At 68.0% G+C, this 16,217-nt stretch carries 14 protein-coding genes; 9 read left to right on the top strand and 5 right to left on the bottom strand.

Going from position 1 to position 16,217, the window contains the following annotated elements:
* Positions 1-17 precede the first annotated feature (17 nt).
* A complete protein-coding gene (locus ACXI0D_RS21000; RefSeq protein ID WP_479643119.1) occupies positions 18-1,640 on the bottom strand; it encodes a recombinase family protein in 1,623 nt (540 codons plus the stop codon).
* Positions 1,641-1,686: 46 nt separating this feature from the next.
* Between ACXI0D_RS21000 and rimO the strand changes: the two genes are divergently transcribed.
* Positions 1,687-3,045 (top strand): 30S ribosomal protein S12 methylthiotransferase RimO, encoded by a 1,359-nt coding sequence (gene rimO / locus ACXI0D_RS21005; RefSeq protein ID WP_479643120.1) that lies wholly within the window; start codon positions 1,687-1,689, stop codon positions 3,043-3,045.
* Positions 3,042-3,881 (top strand): DUF3025 domain-containing protein, encoded by an 840-nt coding sequence (locus ACXI0D_RS21010; RefSeq protein WP_119006574.1) that lies wholly within the window; start codon positions 3,042-3,044, stop codon positions 3,879-3,881. The genes rimO and ACXI0D_RS21010 overlap by 4 nt, the downstream gene beginning before the upstream one ends.
* Positions 3,882-3,968: 87 nt before the next feature.
* Here the strand turns inward: ACXI0D_RS21010 and greB are convergent, their stop codons facing one another.
* Together greB and ACXI0D_RS21020 are read right to left on the bottom strand one after the other, a co-directional pair.
* Positions 3,969-4,475, bottom strand: a complete 507-nt coding sequence (gene greB, locus ACXI0D_RS21015; protein ID WP_014037981.1) for a transcription elongation factor GreB — start codon at positions 4,473-4,475, stop codon at positions 3,969-3,971.
* Between the two features lie 89 nt (positions 4,476-4,564).
* On the bottom strand, positions 4,565-6,070 hold the full coding sequence (locus ACXI0D_RS21020) for a helicase HerA-like domain-containing protein (protein ID WP_014037980.1): 1,506 nt from the start codon (positions 6,068-6,070) through the stop codon (positions 4,565-4,567).
* A gap of 122 nt (positions 6,071-6,192) precedes the next feature.
* On the opposite strand from ACXI0D_RS21020, the gene ACXI0D_RS21025 reads away from it, so the two are divergent.
* Both ACXI0D_RS21025 and ACXI0D_RS21030 read left to right on the top strand, forming a co-directional pair.
* Positions 6,193-7,803, top strand: coding sequence for a transglycosylase SLT domain-containing protein (locus tag ACXI0D_RS21025; protein ID WP_119006573.1), 1,611 nt, complete (start codon positions 6,193-6,195; stop codon positions 7,801-7,803).
* A gap of 23 nt (positions 7,804-7,826) precedes the next feature.
* Complete coding sequence (locus tag ACXI0D_RS21030; protein WP_014037978.1) at positions 7,827-8,174, top strand: ribonuclease E inhibitor RraB; 348 nt, start codon at positions 7,827-7,829, stop codon at positions 8,172-8,174.
* 71 nt (positions 8,175-8,245) lie between these two features.
* Here the strand turns inward: ACXI0D_RS21030 and asd are convergent, their stop codons facing one another.
* Both asd and ACXI0D_RS21040 read right to left on the bottom strand, forming a co-directional pair.
* Positions 8,246-9,088 (bottom strand): archaetidylserine decarboxylase, encoded by an 843-nt coding sequence (asd, locus tag ACXI0D_RS21035; RefSeq protein WP_049445583.1) that lies wholly within the window; start codon positions 9,086-9,088, stop codon positions 8,246-8,248.
* A complete protein-coding gene (locus tag ACXI0D_RS21040) occupies positions 9,085-9,735 on the bottom strand; it encodes an SCO family protein (RefSeq protein ID WP_005417991.1) in 651 nt (216 codons plus the stop codon). Before ACXI0D_RS21040 ends, asd begins: the two co-directional genes overlap by 4 nt.
* 122 nt (positions 9,736-9,857) lie before the next feature.
* On the opposite strand from ACXI0D_RS21040, the gene prmB reads away from it, so the two are divergent.
* The 5 genes from prmB (at position 9,858) to ACXI0D_RS21065 (ending at position 16,213) form a co-directional block, all read left to right on the top strand.
* Positions 9,858-10,787: a 50S ribosomal protein L3 N(5)-glutamine methyltransferase gene (gene prmB, locus ACXI0D_RS21045; protein WP_014037975.1), complete on the top strand. Its 930-nt coding sequence runs from the start codon at positions 9,858-9,860 to the stop codon at positions 10,785-10,787.
* Positions 10,784-11,887, top strand: a complete 1,104-nt coding sequence (gene aroC, locus ACXI0D_RS21050) for a chorismate synthase (protein WP_005410486.1) — start codon at positions 10,784-10,786, stop codon at positions 11,885-11,887. Before prmB ends, aroC begins: the two co-directional genes overlap by 4 nt.
* Positions 11,880-12,917 (top strand): 2-hydroxyacid dehydrogenase, encoded by a 1,038-nt coding sequence (locus tag ACXI0D_RS21055; protein ID WP_049445580.1) that lies wholly within the window; start codon positions 11,880-11,882, stop codon positions 12,915-12,917. The genes aroC and ACXI0D_RS21055 overlap by 8 nt, the downstream gene beginning before the upstream one ends.
* Before the next feature lie 92 nt (positions 12,918-13,009).
* On the top strand, positions 13,010-14,038 hold the full coding sequence (locus ACXI0D_RS21060; RefSeq protein WP_049445577.1) for an aspartate-semialdehyde dehydrogenase: 1,029 nt from the start codon (positions 13,010-13,012) through the stop codon (positions 14,036-14,038).
* 150 nt (positions 14,039-14,188) lie between these two features.
* Positions 14,189-16,213, top strand: coding sequence for a motility hub landmark protein FimV (locus ACXI0D_RS21065; protein ID WP_479643121.1), 2,025 nt, complete (start codon positions 14,189-14,191; stop codon positions 16,211-16,213).
* Positions 16,214-16,217 lie beyond the last annotated feature (4 nt).

A 16,217-nucleotide genomic window follows, 5' to 3' on the forward strand; every position in this document is an offset into this window, starting at 1 on the left:
CGTGTCGAATCGTTCCGCTACAGCGGCGCTGGCAGCGCCTCAGTGGTCAGCTCCTCGCCGGACCGCCATTCGCCGGTCTGCCGGTCAACGTGCAGCACCCGCGTGCTGCCGCGCTTGGCCACCAGCACCAGATCGATGGTTCCTTTCCATGACCGGGTTTGGACGGGCTCAATGCCGCGGTGGTAGATGGCGATTCGCTCGAATGTATCCGCGACCATCTGGCGAGCCTTGATACGGGCGTCATAGTCGAGCGCACGCACACCCTCCACCAGATCGGCCCAGGCCTGTGCCAGCGCCGGCGGCGGCGAGATGGCAGCGCTGGCCAGCTCGTGCTCGAGGGCGTCCACCTCGGCCTGCTGGCCGGCCAGCGTCTCTTCCAGCTCGCGGGCGCGGCGCATGAATGCAGCCGGGGCCTGACCAGCGGCCGCCGAAAGCAGGGCATCGGTCACTTTTTCGATCTTGGCGGTGGTGTCGGCGACGGCCGCGCGGGCCACTGCGAGCTGACCACTGATGCTGGCCTCGCGATTGCCCCCCTCGTGGAGCCGGGTCAGGTTCATCTGGTCGGCGCAGAAAGTCATAAGCGCGTGCTCGATCGGCACCACACTGCAACTCCCGGAAACTGCGCAGCCCGAGCCCTGGGAGTTTCCGACGCAGATCATGCGGCGGTGCCCATGCTGCGGTTGGCCATCCGCCCGACGACCGCGATTCATCAGGTTTTGCGCAACCATGGCCGAGCCACAGTACCCGCAGTAGGTGACACGCATGCCGGCGATCAGGCTGGGGATCTCGCTGGTGCCCTTGCGGCGGATGCGCTGGCCGGCGACGTGCTGCAGGTCGGCAAACTCCTCTGCCGTCAGCAGGGGCGGGTAGTAGCCCGGCAGCCGGTACTCCTGCCCCTCCACCTCGAGCACCTTCTCGCCCACCAGCGCCCGGTTGCGGACGATCTTGTAGAGCTGGCCGGCGGGGTTGCCCCCGTTGGTGATCTGCAGTCCCTGCTCCTCGAGGGCGCGCATGATGGTGACCGCGCCGTTGCCCTCGCGGAACATGCGGACGGCCAGCCGAACGGCCTCGGCTCGATCCGGCACCAGCTTGAACTCGCCGGGCTTGGTCAGTTCCAGCCAGTGCGGGTCACGCCCGTTCCGGATGACCCCGCGCCAGGTGCCGGCGATCCAGCCCTGGCATTGCCGGTGGATCGCCGCGCGCACGCGCTTGCTCTTGGTATCGGACTCTTCGTGGGCCCGGATCATCACCAGGAGGCTGTAGACAAGATCCATGGGCTGGGCCTTGAGCCCGGCCCTGTTGTACTCGCGGCCGTCGCTGGCGGTCACCACGGTGATGCCGGCGTTGATGATCTGTGCCAACTGGGCCTGCGCCTGAATGGGCTCGGCGCGGCTGAGGCGGTCCAGGCCCTCCACGATCAGCACAGACCCGGAGGGGATCCGTCCCTCATCTATGGCCGCCAGGAACACCCCGAGGGCGCCCTTTTTCACGTGGCGCTGGTGGTAGGCGGAAAGGCCCTCATCCTGCATGGAGAGGGCCGAATCCAAGGTCATTCCGTGCTCGGAGGCCCAGCGGCGAGCGTACTCGAGCTGGCGGTCGGCACTGCTGCCGGCCGCCTGCTTGGGGTCACTGAAGCGCAAGTAGCTGTAAACTCTCGCCTTTGTAGCCATAGAGCCAGGTGTCGCAGTGTCGGATCGCAGGAGTATAGGGTTTATTTCTTTAGGGTGCCCGAAGGCCCTCGTCGATTCCGAGCGCATCCTCACCCAGCTCCGCTCGGAGGGATACGACATCGTCCCGTCCTACGATTCGGCCGACGTGGTGGTGGTCAACACCTGTGGCTTCATCGATTCGGCGGTGACCGAGTCGCTGGATGCCATTGGCGAGGCGATGAACCAGAACGGCAAGGTCATCGTCACCGGCTGCCTGGGCAAGCGCCCGGAGCAGATCCGCGAGGCGTACCCCAACGTGCTGGCGGTGTCCGGCCCGCAGGACTACCAGAGCGTGATGGAAGCGGTGCACGAAGCGCTGCCGCCCAAGCACGATCCGTTCGTGGACCTGGTACCCGACTACGGCATCAAGCTGACCCCACGGCACTACGCTTACCTGAAGATTTCCGAAGGCTGCAACCACAAGTGCAGCTTCTGCATCATTCCGTCGATGCGCGGGAAGCTCGTCTCGCGCCCGGTCGACGAGGTGCTGCGTGAAGCCGAGCGCCTGGTGCGTGGTGGCGTGCGTGAACTGCTGGTGGTGTCGCAGGACACCTCGGCCTACGGCGTGGACGTGAAGTACGCCGAGAAGATGTGGCGCGACAAGGCCTACCAGACCCGCCTGAAGGCGCTGTGCGAAGGCCTGTCCGAGCTGGATGCGTGGGTGCGCATGCACTACGTCTACCCGTATCCGCACGTGGACGAGGTGGTGCCGCTGATGGCGGAGAACCGGATCCTGCCGTACCTGGACATCCCGTTCCAGCACGCGAGCCCGCGCATCCTGCGCTTGATGAAGCGCCCCGGCGCGGTCGAGAAGACCCTGGAACGCGTGCAGAACTGGCGCCGCATTGCGCCGGACATCACCGTGCGTTCGACCTTCATCGTCGGCTTCCCGGGCGAGACCGAGTCCGAGTTCGAAGAACTGCTGTCGTTCCTCGACGAAGCGCAGCTGGACCGCGTGGGCGCATTCGCCTATTCGCCGGTTGAGGGGGCGACCGCCAACGATCTGCCCGATGCTGTGCCGGAGGAAGTGAAGCAGGAGCGTCTGGCCCGCTTCATGGAGAAGCAGGCACAGATCTCCGCCGCGCGCCTGGAGGCCAAGATCGGCACCGTGCAGCAGTGCCTGGTCGACGCCATCGAAGGCGACATCGCCGTGGCCCGCTCCAAGGCCGATGCCCCGGAGATCGACGGCCTGGTGCACATCCAGAATGCGGACCAGGTTCCGCTGCGCGTGGGCGAATTCGTCGACGTGGAGATCACCGAGAGCGACGAGCACGACCTGTACGGTGACGCGCTGCCCGCCGCTACCCGCCCGGCATTCGACCTCAAGATGCTGTGACCGCAGCGACGGCCGCCGCCGGTGACGGCAGCGGCGTCCGCCGCTTCGTACCGCCGCCACGTGCGGCGGTCGATCCGCAGGTGTTCGGGCACCCGCTGTTTGCCGGGCTGCAGGACGTCCGTGATCTTCTGGTTGGCCCCCACTGGCCGTCCATCGCGGCACTTGACGCACGCCTGTCCCTGCCGGGTTGGCAGCTGGTGGAACAGGATGCCGCGCTGCTGGCCGACGGCCTGCATTACGAGGCGCGCATCGCGCAGGGGCGCATCGCCACCCGTGCCGACAACTGGCATGACCTGTTCAATGCACTGGTGTGGGCCTCCCATCCGCAGCTGAAGCGTGCACTGAACGCGCAGCAATGCCGGCATATCGAGGCCATGCCACCCGGCCAGCGCAACCGCGCGCAGGCCGCCTTGACCCAGTTCGACGAAACCGGCGTGATCGTGCGTGTGCGCGATGACACATTGCTGCGTGCGTGGGATGGGCATGACTGGCCTGCGTTGTTCGAGCCAACGCGCTGGCAGGGGGGTGACATCGCCATTGCCGCGGTATTCGGGCATGCGCTGATGGAACAGGCGTTGCTGCCAGGGCGATTGCTGGTGGGCAAGTGCGTGGTGGTGCAGGGTGATGCCGATGCTGCCTGCATTGACGCGGTGACCGAGGCCATTGCCGAGGGCAGGGCGGTGACCGATCCGCTGCAGCTGCGGCCCCTGCCATTGGCCGGGATTCCCGGCTGGCACGACGTGCAGGATTCCGCCTTCTATCGCAATGCCGACTACTTCCGCCCGCTGCGTGCAGAACGCGCGTACCCGCCGCCGTTGCCGCCGCTGCCGTTGTAGAGCCGAGCCCATGCTCGGCTGCGTTTGCCCATCAGCCGAGCATGGGCGCGGCTCTACATGTACAGCGAGTTCGAGCATGACTCGACGCTACACAGGCGCGTACTCCACCCCGATCACCGCAAAGGTGAACTGCCCGCCGGGCAGCTCCACCGAGAACTCGTCGTCCAGCCGCTTTTTCAGCAGTGCACGCGCCAGGGGGGAATCGATGCTGATCCAGCCCAGGCCGGCATCGGTCTCATCCGGCCCGACAATGCGGTAGCGGCTGGTGTCGCCGCTGTCCACGTTCTCCAGCTCCACCCATGCGCCGAAGAACACCGCCTGCGGATCGGTCGGCGTGGTATCGACCACGCGCAGCGATTCCAGCCGCTTGGTCAGGTAGCGCACGCGGCGATCGATCTCGCCCAGCTGCTTCTTGCGATAGGTGTACTCGGCGTTCTCGGAGCGGTCGCCTTCCGCGGCAGCGGCGGCCAGCGCCTTCACCACCTCCGGGCGGCGCACACGCCACAGCTCATCCAGTTCGGCCTTCAGTCGGGCATGCCCAGAGGCGGTGATCAGGGCCGTGCTTTTTTCTGCGGGGGGACGCCAACGCGACATGCAATACGACTTCTTTTCGAGGGGAAGCGATGGGTGAGTGGGGTCGAATCCCTTTCCAGCGGAAAGGGATCCGACCCCAGCAGGGGCAGCTAGCGCTTGCCGCCGAAGATGCCACCGAGGATGCCGCGCACGATCTGGTTGCCCAGCTTGGTGCCGACGGTGCGCGTGGTCTGCTTGGCCATGGTTTCGATCATGCCCTGGCGGCGCTTGGTGCCGAAAATCGCGTCCTTGATCGCCTGGCCGAAACCACCTTCCTGTGCTTCGTCCTGCTCGCGGCTGCGCGCGGCCGGCGCCTGCGCCTGTTCGACGGTCTTCTGTGCGCGCTGGGCCAGCAGCTCGGCGGCCGATTCGCGGTTGATCGCGGTGTCGTAGCGGCTGCCGACCGGGCTGCCGGCACGCACCTGGGCGCGCTCGGCGTCGGTGATCGGCCCCATCCGGCAGCGCGGCGGCGCGATCATCGTCTGCTGTACCGGCATCGGTACGCCCTTGTCCTGCAGCGTGGAGACCAGGGCCTCGCCCGTGCCGAGCTGGCTCAGTACCTTGGCCACGTCCAGCTTTGGGTTCGGCACGAACGTCTCGGCCGCGGTCTTCACCGCCTTCTGGTCGCGCGGGGTGAACGCACGCAGCGCATGCTGCACGCGGTTGCCGAGCTGGCCGAGGATGTTGCCCGGCACGTCGTCGGGGAACTGCGAGCAGAAATACACGCCCACGCCCTTGGAACGGATCAGGCGCACCACCTGCTCGATGCGCTGCACCAGCGATGGCGGTGCATCGTCGAACAGCAGGTGCGCCTCGTCGAAGATGAAGACCAGCTTCGGCTTGTCCAGGTCGCCCACTTCCGGCAGCTGCTCGAACAGCTCCGACAGCAGCCACAGCAGGAAGGTGGAGTACAGCTTGGGCTTGAGCACCAGCTGGTCGGCGGCGAGGATGCCGATCATGCCGCGGCCGTCGTGGTTGACCCGCATGATGTCGGCCAGTTCCAGCGCCGGTTCGCCGAAGAAGTTCTCGCCACCGTCCTGCGCCAGGCGCAGCACCGAGCGCTGGATCGCGGCGATCGACTGCGCGCTGACCAGGCCGTACTCGGTGGAGATGTCCTTGCGCTCCTCGGCGACGAGGCCGAGCAGGGCGCGCAGGTCGTCCATGTCCAGCAGCAGCAGGCCGCGGTCGTCGGCCAGCTTGAACACGATGTCGAGCACCCCGGCCTGGGTGTCGTTCAATTCGAGGATGCGCGACAGCAGGGTCGGGCCCATTTCGCTGACGGTGGTGCGCACCGGGTGGCCCAGCTTGCCGTACAGGTCCCAGAAGAGGGTGGGGCTGGCGGCGGGCGCATAGTCGGCCACGCCGATCTCGGCGGCGCGCTGGAGCAGGTTCTCGGCGCCGCTGCCGGGCACGGCCAGGCCGGAGACATCGCCCTTCACATCGGCCAGGAACACCGGCACGCCCAGTCGCGAGAAGCCCTCGGCCAGCGTCATCAGGGTCACGGTCTTGCCGGTACCGGTGGCGCCGGCCACCAGGCCGTGGCGGTTGCCAAGTTTCGGCAGCAGGGTGACGGCAATATCGTCGGTAATGCCTTTGCCGAGCAGAATCGGATCCATGGTCCAGCCCTTGTGATGAATAGCCCAATGTTAACCGCCGGCAGTGACGGTCCGAAGGTCGGCTTGCCCGGACCTTGGCGGCGCCGCTACTCTGCCTGCCTGTTTCGCACACAGTGCCATCAATGCCCGTTCCTGTCCTGATTTCCCGTGGTTGGCCGCTGCTGGCCCTGGCCGGCCTGGTTTCCCTGGCGCCCGACGCCCATGCACAGCGGGTTTCGGCCCGGGACAAGGTGAAGGTGGATGCGCTGCAGCAGCGCATGACCGCCGCCGAAAAGCGCTACAGCGACGCTCTGCTGCTGGTCGCCAATGCGGATCCCAAGGGCAGCAACGAGGCCGATGCCGCGCTGGAGGACATGGAAGATGTCCTCAACGACTGCGTGAAGCAGAAGGGTTGCCAGATGGGCACCCTGCTGGCCAGCTACAAGCGCCTGCTCAAGCATGACGCCGATGCGGCCGCCAGCGATGACGTGGCCGACGAGGGCGGTGATCGCCTGGAAGCCGACCCCGACCACATCGGCCCGCTGACCGCGGACGTGCCCGAGGCCGCGCGCGCTGCCGCGCTGCTGAACGACAAGCGGCACGCCTTCGACAGCATGGTCGAGTACAACCCGGCAGTGCAGGCCGGCATCCGTCGCTGGCTGACCGACATGCGCCCGGCGCTGCTGACCAGCTACGAGAATTACCAGAACCTGCGCGCGGTGATGTGGCCGGAGTGGGAGAAGCGTGGCCTGCCCGAGGCACTGCTGTTCGGCATCATGGCCAAGGAATCCAACGGTCGCGTACATGCCTCCTCGCGTGCCGGTGCCGCCGGCCTGATGCAGTTCATGCCGGCCACCGGCCGCCGCTTCGGCCTCGGCCCGGACGGCACCGGCTTCGATACCCGTTTCGACGCGCGCAGCGCGGCCGAGGCCAGCGCCAGCTACCTCAACGAGCGCCTGCGGGAACTGAACAACAACGTGGAAATGTCGGTGGCCGCCTACAACGGTGGCGAAGGCCGTGCCGCACGCGTGTTCAAGCAGAGCGCCGGCCAGAGCTTCTGGACCGACAGCGTCTACAACCAGTTCCCGGGCGAGACCAAGGACTATGTGCCGATGGTGATCGCCGCGGCCTGGATCTTCCTGCACCCGCAGCAGTACGGCGTGGAGTTCCCGAAGATCAGCGCCCAGCCGGCCACGCTGCGCCTGGCCAAGTCCACCACCATCTACGAACTGACCATCTGCCTGGGCAGCCACGGTACGCGCGATGGCTACATGCGTGCGCTGCGCAACCTCAACCCGCGCTATGAAGCCGATGGCTGGATTCCGGCCGGCACGCTGATCAACGCCACCACCCGCATCGCCGGGCTGTACCAGCGCAACTGCGTCAGTGGCCCGCGTGCCGACCTGGCCCGCACCCTGATCACCGCCGATCTGAACGCAGCGATCAAGCGCCCAACCGCGGCCAGCTACACCGGCAGCGTGGCGGTGGGCGGTGTGGTACCGGTGGCCGACGCGGCTGCATCCACCAGCGTGCCGACCACGCCGGTGGCGGCGGTGGCGACGCCCCGCCCGACGCCGGCCGCGCGTCCGAAGCCGGTGCGCAGCCACAAGGTGGGCAAGGGCGAGACCCTGAGCGCCATCGCGGCGAAGTTCCAGTGCGACGTGCCGACCCTGGCCCGTGCCAATGGCCTGAAGGGCCCTGCCTACAGCCTGCGCCACGGCCAGACGCTGAAGCTGCAGGGCTGCGACAAGTAATCCCCCCGACCCCTGGAACCCGCATGGACCTCGAAGCCACCCGCAACCTGTTCGCCAACCTCCGCGAAAACACCGACTGGGACATCAACGGCCCGTTGCTGTGGGGGTACTTCTTCGTCCACTCCAGCGCCGAGCCGCTGCAGGCACTGGCGGACCACCTGCAGGCGCAGGGCTATGCCTTCGTGGAACTGTTCGAGCAGGAGCCGGAAGAGGGCGACGCGCCGTTCCACGTGCTGCACGTGGAGCGCGTGGAGATCCACGACGAAGCCTCGCTGGACCGCCGCAACCAGGAATTCGCGGCGCTGGCCGCGGAGAAGGGCGTGGAAGACTACGACGGCATGGACGTCGGCCCCGCCCCGGCCCTGCAGTAACGCCAAAAAGGGGACGGAGGGGATTAAGTCGTTTATGCATAAACGACTTAATCCCCTCCGTCCCCTTTTGGTCAGCGCAGTTTCGCCAGGGCCTGGCCCAGCTGCACCGGGCTTTCGGCGCCCAGTTGCGGGGCGAACTCGGCCACGCCGGGCGGCAGCAGCACGATCACGGTCGAGCCGTAGTTGAAGCGTGCCATTTCGGCGAAACGCTCCAGCTTGATGCCCTGGCCGCGGTAGTCCTTGCGGGTGATGCGATCACCGTAGGCCGGGATCTCCTCGCCGCTCCACACGGTTTCCACGCCGGAAACCAGCAGCGCACCGACCATCACACTGACCATCGGGCCGAAGCTGGTGTCGAAGTGGCAGACCAGGCGCTCGTTGCGCGCGAACAGGCGCGGTACGCCGTTGACGGCGGCCGGGCCGACGCTGAACAGGCGCCCCGGCACGTGTACCGTCTCGCGCAGGGTGCCGGTCCACGGCATGTGCACGCGGTGGTAATCGCGCGGGGACAGATACACGGTGGCGTACAGGCCATCGTTGTACGGCTTGGCATCCTCGTCACTGCCCAGCAGCTCGGCGGCGGTGAACGACTGGCCCTTGGCCTGGAAAATGCGGCCGGCCTCGATCCTGCCGAGCTGGCTGATGCGGCCGTCGGCGGGCATCACCAGGCTGCGCGGATCGGCATCGGCCACGCGCGCGCCCGGCTTCAGTGCACGGGTGAAGAACTGGTTGAAGGTCGCGTAGCTGCGCGGGTCCGGGTTGGCCGCTTCGTCCAGGTTGACGTTGAACTTGCGGGTGACCGTGTCGATCAGCCAGCGCGACACGCGCGGATCGTCCGAGTACGCCAGCGAACGCGCCATCGAGGACAGCAGGCGGTGGGGCAGGGCGTACGTCAGGGCGGTGGTGAGGCTCATGGGGCAGTTTTCTCGGTCAGCTTCTGCAGGTCGCGGGCAATCGCCGGCGCATTGAACGGGGGGCGCACCAGGCCGGCAAGACGGCCCTGCGGGTCGAGCACGGCCAGGCTGGCCGAATGCTCGACGGTGTAGTCCTCGGGGTTCTCGTCGAAATGCTTGCCCGGCACTTTCTGGAACACGAAGCCCAGCGAGGTGGCGAAGCGCTCCAGCGAGGGGATATCGGCGGTGGCGGCCAGGGTGTCCTTGTGGAAGCCGTGCACGTACTCGCCTAGGCGGGTGGCGCTGTCGCGGTCCGGGTCGACCGAGATGAACAGCACGCGCGGGCGCAGGCCATCGGGCAGAGCCTCCCACTGGTTCTGCGCGCCGGCCAGCTCGGCCAGCGTGGTCGGGCAGACGTCGGGGCAGAAGGTGAAGCCCAGGAACACCAGGGTCCAGTGGCCCTTCAGTTCGCCCGGGATCAGGCGGGTGCCATCGGACTGGGCCAGGTTGAAGTCGGGCAGTTCACGCGGTTGCGGGTACAGCGTGATCGCTTCGGTGGCCGGGGCGTTGGCCGGCGGCTTCGGCGCGAACACCTGCTGGGCGGCCAGCAGGCCGAGCCCCGCCGCCAGGGCGATCAGCAGGATGATGCCGGCGTTGCGATTGAACATGGGGGCTCCCGCGCGAAATGGGCTCCATCATACCGGCTGCGGCCCGATCGTTTCCGCCGCAACGGATGCCGCCGCGGGCGCCAGCCCCTATAATCGGGGGCCACTTTGCCCGCAGTACCGCCATGACCGCTGAAACGGCCGCCGAACTCCACACGATCATCGATCTGATCCGCTACGGCACCAGCCGTTTCAACGAAGCCGGGCTGACCTTCGGGCACAGCTACGACAACGCGCTGGACGAGGCCACCCAGCTGGTGCTGCACAGCCTGCACCTGCCGCACGACCTCGGCCCGGCCTACGGCCAGGCGCGCCTGCTGCAGGCCGAGAAGCTGCGCGTGCTGGAGCTGTTCCAGCGCCGCATCGACGAACGCATCCCGGCCGCCTACCTGACCGGTGAAGCCTGGTTTGCCGGCCTGAGCTTCAAGAGCGACAAGCGCGCCTTGGTGCCGCGCTCGCCGATCGCCGAACTGATCGAGTGCGGCTTCGAGCCCTGGCTGGCCGGCCGCGACGTGTACCGTGCGCTGGACCTGTGCACCGGTTCGGGCTGCATCGCCATCGCCATGGGGCACTACTACCCGAACTGGCAGGTGGACGGCGTCGACCTGAGCGACGACGCGCTGTCGCTGGCTGAAGAAAACCGGGAGCGGCTGCAGGCGTACAACGTCAACCTGATCAAGTCGGACCTGTTCAACGGCCTGTCCGGCCGCCACTACGACCTGATCGTCACCAATCCGCCGTACGTCACCAACGACGAGACCGATGCGCTGCCGAAGGAATACTCCTACGAGCCGGAAATGGGCCTGCGTGCCGGCGACGACGGCCTGGACCTGGTGCTGAAGATCCTGCGTGACGCGCCGCTGCACCTGAGCGAAGACGGCCTGCTGATCTGTGAAGTGGGCGAGTCCGAACAGCATCTGATCAAGCTGCTGCCGGAAGTCGATTTCGCCTGGATCGAGTTCAAGGTCGGCCAGATGGGCATCTTCGCGGTCGAATGCCGCGAGCTGATCGCCCACAGCGCCCGCATCACCGAACTGGCGGCGCAGCGCCCGTGAGCTCCAATTCGTTCGGCAAGCTGTTCACCGTCACCACGTTCGGCGAGTCGCACGGGCCGGCCATCGGCTGCGTGATCGATGGCTGCCCGCCGGGGCTGGCGCTGGACGCGGCCGAATTCGCCCACGACCTGCAGCGCCGCGCCACCGGCAAGAGCCGGCACACCTCGGCGCGGCGCGAGGCCGATGAGGTCGAGATCCTGTCCGGCGTGTATGAGGGCCTGACCACCGGCACCCCGATCGCGCTGCTGATCCGCAACACCGACCAGCGCAGCAAGGATTACGCCAACATCGGCCAGCAGTTCCGCCCGGGCCACGCCGATTACAGTTACTGGCACAAGTACGGCATCCGCGACCCGCGCGGTGGCGGCCGTTCCTCGGCACGCGAGACCACCATGCGCGTGGCCGCCGGCGTGGTCGCCAAGAAGTGGCTGGCCGAGCGCTTCGGCGTCACCGTGCGTGGCTACCTGTCGCAGCTGGGCGACATCACCCCGGCCGGTTTCGACTGGTCGGCGGTGGAAGACAACCCGTTCTTCTGGCCGCACGCCGCACAGGTGCCCGAGCTGGAGGCGTACATGGATGCGCTGCGCAAGTCCGGTGATTCGGTCGGTGCGCGCGTGGACGTGGTCGCCGACAACGTGCCGCCGGGCTGGGGCGAGCCGATCTACGGCAAGCTTGATGGCGAACTCGCTGCCGCGCTGATGAGCATCAACGCGGTGAAGGGCGTGGAAATCGGCGACGGTTTCGCCAGCGCCGCACAGAAGGGCACCGAACACCGCGACCTGCTGACCCCGCAGGGCTTCGCCAGCAACCATGCCGGCGGCATCCTCGGTGGCATTTCCACCGGCCAGCCGGTGGTCGCCTCGATCGCCCTGAAGCCGACCTCCAGCCTGCGCCTGCCGGGCCCGTCGCTGGATACCGCCGGCAACGTGGTCGAGGTGGTCACCACCGGTCGTCACGACCCCTGCGTCGGCATCCGTGCCACCCCGATCGCCGAGGCGATGGTGGCGATGGTGCTGATGGACCAGGCGCTGCGCCACCGCGCGCAGTGCGGCGATGTCGGCACGATCACCCCGCGCATTCCCGGGCAGATCGATGGCTGACACGCGGCCGACCGTGTGGGTGAGCCAGCCGCTGATCGACGCGGCCATCGCGCCGCTGCGCGATCGCGTGCAGCTGCGCAGCACCGACACGGTCACCGCCTGGTCGCCGGACCAGATAGCCGAACAGCTGGCCAGCGCCGATGGCGCGATCATCACCCTCAACGAGCGCATCGGTGCGGCCCAGGTGTCCGGCGCCGCGCAGCTGCAGGTGATCGCCAATGTCGGGGTGGGCTACAACAACCTGGACGTCGACGCGCTCAGCGCGGCCGGCATCCTCGCCAGCAATACCCCGGACGTCCTCACTGAAACCACCGCCGATCTCGGTTTCGCCATGTTGATGGCGACCGCGCGCCGCATCACTGAATCCGAGCGCTGGCTGCGCGAAGGCCAGTGGCAGCAGTGGTCGTTCCAGACCATGCTCGGTGCCGACATCCACGGCAGCACGCTGGGCATCCTCGGCATGGGCCGCATCGGCCAGGGTATCGCCCGCCGCGGCGCGCACGGTTTCGGCATGAAGGTGCTGTACCACAACCGATCGCAGCTGCCGGCCGCGACCGAGGCGGAAGTGGGCGCCACCTATGTGGACCTGGATACGCTGCTCGCGCAGTCCGACCACCTGCTGCTGGTGCTGCCGTATACCCCGGCCTCGCACCATCTGATCGATGCCGCCGCGCTGGCGAAGATGAAGCCGTCGGCGACGCTGGTGAACATCGCCCGCGGCGGCCTGGTCGATGAGATCGCGCTGGCCGATGCGCTGGCCAACGGTCGCCTTGCAGCAGCGGGCCTGGATGTGTACGAAGGCGAGCCAAAAGTACGCCCCGAACTGCTGGCGCTGCGCAACGTGGTGCTCACTCCGCACATCGGCAGTGCCTCGCTGGCTACGCGCACGGCGATGGTACAGCTGGCCGTCGATAATCTGGTCGCCGGGCTCGGCCTGGACGGCGGCCCGTCGCGCATGCCGAGCGCGATCAACGCTGACGCGGCGATGGCCGCGCGCGTGACTCTGGGCAAAAAAACCGGGAAACGATAGGGAACCTCCGCGCGCCCCGCTTGAGGAGGTTCCCCGAACCCAGCTGTCGTGCGTGATTTTTCCCCATCCCCGTTTTCGTGAGAGTTTCCCCCATGAGCAATGCACAGCGCAGTTTCCACGTCGCCGTCGTTGGTGCCACCGGCGCCGTCGGCGAGACCATGTTGTCGATCCTGGCCGAGCGTGACTTCCCGGTCGGCACCCTGAGCGTCCTCGCCTCCGAGCGTTCGGCCGGCGGCGAGATCGAGTTCAACGGCCAGAAGGTCACGGTCCAGGACCTGGCCACCTTCGATCCGACCGGCGTCGAGATCGCGCTGTTCTCGGCCGGCGGCAGCGTGTCCAAGGAATACGCGCCGAAGTTCGCCGCCGCTGGTGCGGTGGTGATCGACAACTCCTCGGCCTTCCGTTACGACGATGACGTGCCGCTGGTGGTGTCCGAGGTCAACCCGGAACAGGTCGCCAACCGTCCGCGCGGCATCATCGCCAACCCCAACTGCTCGACCATGCAGATGCTGGTGGCGCTGGCGCCGCTGCACCGCAAGTACGGCATCGAGCGCATCAACGTCTCCACCTACCAGTCGGTGTCCGGCGGTGGTCGTTCGGCCACCGAGGAGCTGGGCAAGCAGACCGGCCAGCTGCTGAGCTTCCAGGAGATCGATCCGCAGCGCTTCCCGGTGCAGATCGCCTTCAACCTGATCCCGCACATCGACGACTTCCAGGACAACGGCTTCACCAAGGAAGAGATGAAGCTGATCTGGGAAACCCGCAAGATCCTCGGCGACGACAGCATCCTGGTGAACCCGACTGCGGTGCGCGTGCCGGTGTTCTACGGCCACTCCGAATCAGTGGCGATCGAGACCCGTGACAAGGTCACCGTGGCCGAAGCACGCGCGCTGCTGGAGCAGTCGCCGGGCATCGAAGTGGTCGACCGCCACGAGGCCGGTGGTTACCCGACCCCGGTCACCCACGCCTCGGGCACCGACGCGGTGTATGTCGGCCGCATCCGTGAGGACCTGTCGCACCCGCGCGGCCTGAACCTGTGGATCGTGTCGGACAATGTGCGCAAGGGTGCTGCCCTGAATGCCGTGCAGCTGGCCGAGCTGGTCGCCGCCGAGCAGCGCTGATCACTGCGGTTGCCTCACCGGTCGTGCCGGCCGCTGGCCGGCATTGCCGTGATCCATGCGCCGGAGTGCATGCTGGCCAGCGGCCGGCACTCCCTCAAGGGTCTTTCCGGTGGGTGCGGACCCCGGTCCGCACGCTTTATAGTGTCGCCCATGAATAAACGGGCCAGGGGCGCAAAGCGCCCGCTCCTCTATCTTTCCACCGCGCTGCTGGCCCTGGCCAGTAGTTCGGCGCTTGCCCTGGGTCTGGGCGACATCCGTGTCCTGTCCAAGCCGGGCCAGCCCCTGTTGGCCGAAATCCCGGTGGTCTCCGCCGATCCGTCCGAGCTGGAGAACCTGCGTGTCGCGTTGGCCTCACCGGTCACCTTCGAGCGCGTCGGCCTGCAGCGGCCGACCGGGCTGGTCGGCGAACTGCAGTTCGAACTGACCCGCAATGCGCAGGGCAGGGCGGTGGTGCGGGTAACCTCGCAGACGCCGGTCGAGACCCCGTCGCTCAGCTTCCTGATCGAGGCCGACTGGGGCCAGGGCCGCCTGGTGCGCGAGTACTCGGCGCTGGTCGATGCACCGTCCAGCGCAGTGGCCGTGGCCGAGCCGGAAATCGTTGCACCCGCAGGCACGCTCTCCAACACCATCGCCCGTGAGGCCGCCCCGGCGCCCGCCGCTGCGGAGAGCGCGAGCGCGCCTGCACCGTCCACCGCCGCCACGCCGGCACCCGCACCGGCTCGCCCGCGTGCAGTGGCCGCACCCGCTGCCGCGCCGGCAGCCGATGGCAGCGTCACCGTCCAGCGTGGGCAGACCCTGTCGCAGATCGCCAGCGCGGTGGCCCGCGGCAACCAGGTCAGCCGCGACCGCGCAATGATTGCGCTGCTGCGCGCCAACCCGGAGGCCTTCATCCGCGGCAACGTCAACCTGCTCAAGCAGGGCGCCGTGCTGCGCATGCCCGGCAGCGATGCACTGGCGGCGGTCGATGCCGCCGAGGCCGCAGCGCTGGTGCGTGAGCATGCCGCACAGTGGCGGCAGGCACGCACCGTGCCGCAACCGGCGGGTACCGTGGCCCCGGTCGCCACGGCGGCAACCACGAACGCTTCTTCCCCGGCTGCGGCCAATGGGGCACGACTTGAAATCGCTCCGGCGCTGGCCTCCGACGCCGCGCACGCGGGCACAACCACCGGCACTGGAGCCGGCAGCGAGGGTGACATGCTGGGCAACGAACAACTGCGCCAGGCACGCGAGGACATCGCGACCCGCGATGCCGAGATCGGCGAGCTGAAGCAGCGCGTGGCCGACCTGGAAAAACTCAAGGAACAGCAGCAGTCGCTGATCGCGATGAAGGACAACGACCTGGCCGCCGCGCAGCAGCGCCTGGCGCAGGCACCGGATGCCCGCGATGCGGCCACGCCGTGGTACTGGCTGGGTCTGCCGGTGATGTTGCTGGCGGCCGGCGCGGCCTGGCTGCTGCGTCGTCGCAAGCCGTCGCCACTGCCGCCGCTGCGCGAGGAAGGCGATGCCGCAGGCCTGGCCGCTGCGGTACCGGCGGGCGCGGCGCTGGATACGCTGGCCGAGCAGTCTTCGTGGTCGACGGCGGTGTCCGACAGTGGCCGCCAGGAGCCGGCGATGCCGGCCTGGGCGAGCGAAACCGAGGTGCAGGATGACGTGGCTGCCGGACCGGTCGCCGACGTCGCCGCCCAGGCTGACTGGCAGGCGCAGACGCTGCGCGATGACGAAGTGGTGCAGCTGCCCGAGGCCGTGACCGACCTGCCGCGCTGGGACGAGCCAGTGACTACGCAGGACACCCCTGTGCCGGAAGCTGTGCAGGATGAGCCGGTCGCGCAGGCAGTCCCTGACGAGATCGCAGTGCCGGACTACGCGCTGCACGCCGAACAGCAGCCGCAGTTCCGCGGCGTGTTCGACCTGCCGGCCGATCACCATGACAACGGCGATTCCAGCGGCGCGCCACACGACGCGCTGGCCACGGCCGCGCACGACGAACACGCCGCGGCACCGGCCAGCGATGCCGGCTGGGCGCCGCGTGCCGGGCAGGAGCGCCTGGAGCTGGCCATCGCCTACCTCGATCTGGGCGATGCCCAGACCGCCCGTACCTTGCTGCAGGAAGTGGCCGAGGGCGGCGACCTGCATTGCCAGGCCCAGGCTCGCGAACTGCTGGCCCGCCTGCCGTGACCGA

The sequence above is a fragment of the Stenotrophomonas sp. C9D9 genome (assembly GCF_056491205.1).

What these genes read in the sequence shown, in the direction of transcription:
- ACXI0D_RS21020 (WP_014037980.1), bottom strand. Translation starts at nt 6,070, where the DNA reads ATGGATCCGATTCTGCTCGGCAAAGGCATTACCGACGATATTGCCGTC.
- ACXI0D_RS21025 (WP_119006573.1), top strand. Translation starts at nt 6,193, where the DNA reads ATGCCCGTTCCTGTCCTGATTTCCCGTGGTTGGCCGCTGCTGGCCCTG.
- ACXI0D_RS21030 (WP_014037978.1), top strand. Translation starts at nt 7,827, where the DNA reads ATGGACCTCGAAGCCACCCGCAACCTGTTCGCCAACCTCCGCGAAAAC.
- ACXI0D_RS21065 (WP_479643121.1), top strand. Translation starts at nt 14,189, where the DNA reads ATGAATAAACGGGCCAGGGGCGCAAAGCGCCCGCTCCTCTATCTTTCC.
- ACXI0D_RS21040 (WP_005417991.1), bottom strand. Translation starts at nt 9,735, where the DNA reads ATGTTCAATCGCAACGCCGGCATCATCCTGCTGATCGCCCTGGCGGCG.
- ACXI0D_RS21055 (WP_049445580.1), top strand. Translation starts at nt 11,880, where the DNA reads ATGGCTGACACGCGGCCGACCGTGTGGGTGAGCCAGCCGCTGATCGAC.
- ACXI0D_RS21060 (WP_049445577.1), top strand. Translation starts at nt 13,010, where the DNA reads ATGAGCAATGCACAGCGCAGTTTCCACGTCGCCGTCGTTGGTGCCACC.
- greB (WP_014037981.1), bottom strand. Translation starts at nt 4,475, where the DNA reads ATGTCGCGTTGGCGTCCCCCCGCAGAAAAAAGCACGGCCCTGATCACC.
- prmB (WP_014037975.1), top strand. Translation starts at nt 9,858, where the DNA reads ATGACCGCTGAAACGGCCGCCGAACTCCACACGATCATCGATCTGATC.
- asd (WP_049445583.1), bottom strand. Translation starts at nt 9,088, where the DNA reads ATGAGCCTCACCACCGCCCTGACGTACGCCCTGCCCCACCGCCTGCTG.